4 protein-coding genes are annotated in these 5,485 nt (G+C 49.9%); all 4 read right to left on the reverse strand.

The window, feature by feature from the left end; all coding sequences use genetic code 11:
* Positions 1 to 8: 8 nt before the first annotated feature.
* A complete protein-coding gene (locus tag WCE46_RS08100; RefSeq protein ID WP_424733191.1) occupies positions 9 to 3,668 on the reverse strand; it encodes a PAS domain S-box protein in 3,660 nt (1,219 codons plus the stop codon).
* A gap of 134 nt (positions 3,669 to 3,802) precedes the next feature.
* Entirely contained in the window at positions 3,803 to 4,045 is a 243-nt protein-coding gene (locus WCE46_RS08105; protein WP_424733188.1) for a hypothetical protein, read from the reverse strand.
* A gap of 5 nt (positions 4,046 to 4,050) precedes the next feature.
* Positions 4,051 to 5,253 carry an ABC transporter permease gene (locus WCE46_RS08110; protein ID WP_424733189.1) on the reverse strand — a complete coding sequence of 401 codons (1,203 nt, stop codon included), beginning with the start codon at positions 5,251 to 5,253 and terminating at the stop codon, positions 4,051 to 4,053.
* Positions 5,250 to 5,485, reverse strand: a 236-nt coding sequence (locus WCE46_RS08115) for an ATP-binding cassette domain-containing protein (protein WP_424733190.1), incomplete at its 5' end; no start/stop codon positions are given. The genes WCE46_RS08115 and WCE46_RS08110, both read right to left, overlap by 4 nt.

Raw genomic sequence — 5,485 nt, forward strand, 5'->3', positions numbered from 1 at the left:
TTAAATTGTTAACCCTGGATGCGGAAGGAACCTTGAGGTACTATAATCTCAAACCGTGCTCCTTTTCCCGGCTCCCCGGTTTCCTGAATTTTAATACCGGTGATTGAAAGAATTTCCCGGGAGAGGAAAAGCCCTAGTCCGGTGTTCTTTCCAAACCCGCGATCAAAGATCTTTTCTTTCTCGTCTGCCGGGATGCCATTCCCGTCATCCTCGCACAGGATACCAAGATCAGCGCCGGATTTCTGCAAAGAGAACCGTATCGTCGTAATTATCTCCCCATACCGGACTGCATTATCCATCAGGTTGTAAAAGACCCTGACAATCATCGGGTCGGCGAATAACCCGGTTCCGGCGGGAATATCGTTTCCCAGCCTGATGTTTGCAAAGGAAACCTGTTTTGCCGCAGTCTCAATTAAGGTACGGCAGTCCTGCCAGACTGGCGCATTGATGCCGATCGATTCGTATTCCTTAGTGAACTGAATCATTGAAGAGATCGTCTGAGCAGAGGCCTGGACCTTTTTAAAATGCTCATCTGATGAAGTATCAGATTGTTTCGTTTCGAGGAGTGCAATATGTCCCCGGATTATGGCGAGCTGGTTATTGATATCATGGCGGGTGATGCTGGTAAGGAGATTGAGCTTCTTAGTGGCCAGGTGCTGTGCCTCTTCAGCCTGTTTTCGTTCGGTGATGTCGATATTTACTCCGATGATCCCGTTAATGACATTACCTACCCGGATGGGGGCAATGATCTCATCATATATCCGCACCCCGTTTTCAGACGATACTGACAATTCATCCCTTACAACTGTTCCTTCAAACGCTTTCCTGTTATTCTTCTGCCATTTTTCGAGCAGATCTTTACGAAGATGGATCTGGTTGGCGGTTTTGCCGATACTATCTCCCCAATTTTTGATCGAAACCTGATTCTGCAGGATATATTGGCCCGAACGATCCATGGCCCATGTATCAAACGGGAGGTTATCGATGAGTGTACGCATCAGGGAATTTCGCTCCCGCAGTTCCTCTTCTGCGTGCTTGCGCTCAGTGATGTCATGCACGGATCCGATAAGGTATGTACAATTACCTGCCTGATCAAAGATAGGCGCGATACTGACCTCTCCCGTCAGTTGCCCGCTGGGATAATGGGAAGTTTCCTCCCAACGGACAATGGCCTTTTCTTCGATAGCCTGCCGGTATTTTCCCAGAACTAATGAGAGAGAAGGTTCTGGGATGATCTCGTTCACTTTCTTACCTATCACCAGCCCGGAAGGCAATCCTGTGGTTCTGCTAAAGGCCGAATTGACTGAGGTAAAGCGATACTGCTCATGAGGTTCGACAGTCAGCTGAAAGATGGAGTCTCCGACAGTATTATAGATCGAAGTCAGGCGTTGTTCATTTTCATGCAGCGCCTGCTCCTCCAGCTTCCGTGCGGTAACGTCCTGACCTACCGACTGGTATTCAGTAACCTTCCCGGAAGAATCGAAGATTGCACGATCAGTCCACTGTTGCCATCGTAAGGTTCCATCAGGCATAATGACCCGGTGTTCAATGACATCGACCGGGTGGTCCGGTGTTAGTGATGCAAAAAACTGTTTCACACGCTCCTTGTCTTCAACCGGAATATCAGGATGGAACCGGTGCCCTATGATCTCGTCACGTTTCATACCGTAATAGCGGCTGTAGGCTTCATTGACAAAAACATGGGTGCTGTCCGGTTGACACCGGGAGATGAATTCGGTCTGGGTCTCGACAACATTCCGGTACCGTTCCTCGCTTGCCTTCAATGCCTGTTCCCGCAGGATCAATTCATCGAAATTGGAACGGAGTTCTTCTTCCGCTGCAGTAAGCTGCTCATAGGAGGCAGCCAGATCCTCGTTTTTCTTAAGGAGTTCTTCTTCGATAAGCTTCCGTTCGGTTATATCGATGGCAATCCCGAGTACAGCCTTCTGATTGTTGCCAAGTGTGGTGAAGGGGACTTTGGTAGTCTGGAGATAACGCTTTTTTCCGAGTGCGTCGGTGAAGGTTTCCTCCGGGATAAACTTGGACGCTCCCGAAGTGATGACTTCACGGTTGTCATCGAGCATATGCCGGAGTTCCGCTGCGTCCTTCTGGAAGTCGGCCTGGGGTTTTCCAATAATTTCGACTACACTTGTGTTGTAACTCTGGGCAACAGCCCGATTTACAAGCAGAAAATTCCCGGCCGGGTCAGTCGCAAAGATCATATGGGGAACAAGGTTGATGATTTGGTCGAGCTGGGCGGCGTCGCGTTTCAACGCTTCCTCATCCGATTTGCGCCGTGTAATGTCCCGGAAAATCCCCTCGACACCTGCGATCGCACCTGTCCCATCCCGGTAATAATGGCTGTTTGTTGAGGTCCAGATTATACTGCCATCCCGGCGTTTCAACGGGACATCGTAGTCCTCAACAGATCCTTTTTCATCAAGGAGCAAAAGCAATTCCTTACGTTTTTCCGGGAAATAGTAGAATGTCTCTGATATCGGTTTGTTTAATATCTCGTCAAAGGATTCATAGCCCAGCGTCTTGAGGCAGCTCGGGCTTGCCATGATCAGGTTCCCCAAACGGTCACTCCGATAAAACATGTCCTGGATGTTGTTTATGACGCTATGGTATTTTTCCTCACTTTCCTGAACCGCTTGTTCCTGTCGGATCAATTCATCCAGATTGGAACGGAGTTCCTTTTCAGTAGCCGCGATCTTCTCATAGGAAGCATTGAGTTCCTCATTTTTCTTACGGAGTTCCTCTTCAGCCTTCCGTTGTTTTATGACATTCCACAAACCGCTCATCAGGATGGAGAGTTCATACACATCCCATTCATCATAGTCTGAAGGTGTGTTTCCCACGCCGGCAACCATCACAATGCGGGTGCCGTCAAAAACCGGGATGTTCATGTGCCTGATGATAGGAACATGCCCTTCGGGGTATCCTTTTTTGAGCGGGTTTTCTGCGGCATAATCATTGGTAATAACGGGACGCCGCTGCCGGACTGCCTCCCCCCATAATCCCGTCGCGTGAAGAGGGTATTTAATGGGTTTTTTTTCGATATTACATTCTTTCATCGCCAGCGAAGACCAGGCGTACATGGTAAGAAGGGACTCGTCCTCTGCAACAAAAGCGAGATAGCCTATCGAGCTTGACGTGATTTCCACGGACTTCTCTACTGCAAAGATCATCAGTTCTTTTAAGGGAGCAGAGATCATCTGGTAAAAATTACCCAGAGTCTTGAGCCGGATCTCGTCCTGTTTCAGCGCGTTAACGGCACGTTTCCGCTCAACGGCGATTTTTAATTTATGACTGAGTTCTGCAAACTGTGAGTTGGGATCGCCGCCTTTCTGGAGGTAGAAATCCGCGCCGGAGTTGATAGCCTCGATAACAACCTCTTCGCGACCTCGTCCGGTGAAGATGATAAACGGGATGGAATTACCAGAAGACCTGATCTGCTTTAAGAATTCGATGCCGTCCATCACGGGCATCTGGTAATCAGATATTACCGCATCGTAAGAGTGTGAATCCAGTAAAACCAGTGCATCTTCAGCGGATGTAATGATGTCAACCCTGAACTGCCCGCTCTGCTCAAGGAAGAGTTTGCCGATCTCGAGCAGGGCGGATTCATCGTCAACATAGAGAATACGATAAACCGGAGTCGTAATTCTTTGGTATTATCGACAGTCCTATTATACTTACCTTTTCATGAGAGGAACGGGGGATATCCCGGAACTAGTCTAATGAGTGGAATGGGCTCTGTAACGTCTACGGGTGGCAACATATTTTCCTCAACGAAGGCTTAATGCAACCACCCGCAGACTTGACAGAACCTCATGGTCCATTCACGCTTCCGGATATCGGCGACCCAGATCGTGTTTACCACTTTGTAACTGGACCGCAGGAGCATTGCAACGATCATCGGCCCTGATAGTTTCCAGATTGCCCGTTTCGGATCGCCTTTAAGGATTTCAACGCCCAGGATTTCGTCCGTGGAACGGGATTCATTTTCCGGGGGCACTGGATTATCTCCATTTCTCGCCATGAATATCACTCGTGCCGCAGGGCATCGATCGGGTTAAGGTTTGCCGCCTGCCACGCCGGATACACTCCGCAGAGGATACAGATGAGGATCCCAAAGCTGACCCCCTCAACGACTGACATCATACTCGCCATGGTGAAGAGATACTTGGTGGTGCCGAGCATCAGGGCGCTTATCACGTACCCGGCAAGGAGACAGAGAAGCCCCCCAATCAGGCTTCCGATCACACCGATGATGGCGGCCTCGTAGATGAACATGCTCATCACCTCTTTTTTCTGGGTGCCGATACTGCGCATAATCCCGATCTCCTTGATCCGCTCGTTCACCGACATCATCATGATATTGAAGATGGAGACCCCGGCAACGATCATCGAGATACCACCGATGGCCGTGACAAAGGTCGTGACCGTGCTAAAGGTCGAGTAGATGGTGGAAAGCGTTGCCTTGCTGTCTGTCACTGAAACGGTCTTGTCTCTGGTGTTCCGGTTGAGCTGCTTTTCTATGATTGTCTTTACACTTGCGGTATCGCTGCTGGTGACCTTCACGACCACTTCGCTGTATTGATCCTTATCGTTGTAGGTATTTTCAAACCAGTCCTGTGTCACGACAATGGCACTATCGGTACTGATATCAAAGCTCATCCCCCGCTCCTTGATAATACCCGTCACCCTGAGCGTGCCGTATTGCCCGTCGGTCCCGATGGAAATCCGCGAACCGACCTTGACGTTATGATCCGATGCAAAGGTCGAGCCTACCAGACATCCGGAGTTTGCATTGTTGTAACCCCCTGCCTGGAGATTGGGTAAGAGATCGGATTCATCGTTTGTCGGGATTCCATAAATGGTCGCCACAATGTCGTCGCTTCCGACACCCACTTTCATGTGTTCCGATGTCGAATGAACCGGAATCGCTACGTTCGGGGCAACTGTCCGTTTGATCTGTTGGTAATTCTGGTCGGTCAGCATCAGGTTTGCAGAGCTTGAACCTCCACCGCCCGGGCCCATACCTCCTCCTCCGCTATACGGGGTGACAATTACCGAGTCTCCTACAGAGGAGAGACTCGAACTAATCTCTTGTGTCATACTGTTTCCGAGGATACCCATGGCACCGATAGCGACGACACCGATGATGATCCCGAGCATCGCAAGGCTCGAGCGCAGCATGTGGATCCGGATATTCCTTTTCGAGATCTCCCAGAATATGGCACTCATGCTGCAATTCTCCCGTCCACGATCCGGATGATCCGATCGGTATATTCAGCGACATGGGGATCGTGAGTGACAACGATGACGGTCGAACCTTTCCTGTTGAGGTCTGTCATGAGTTCCATGATACTCGCGCCGGTCTTTGAATCGAGATTTCCTGTCGGTTCATCGCAGAGAAGGATATCCGGATCGTTAATAAGCGCCCGTGCAACAGCAACCCGCTGCTGCTGGCCTCCCG

It is taken from the genome of Methanoregula sp. (genome assembly GCF_049690535.1).
Lineage (GTDB): Archaea > Halobacteriota > Methanomicrobia > Methanomicrobiales > Methanospirillaceae > Methanoregula.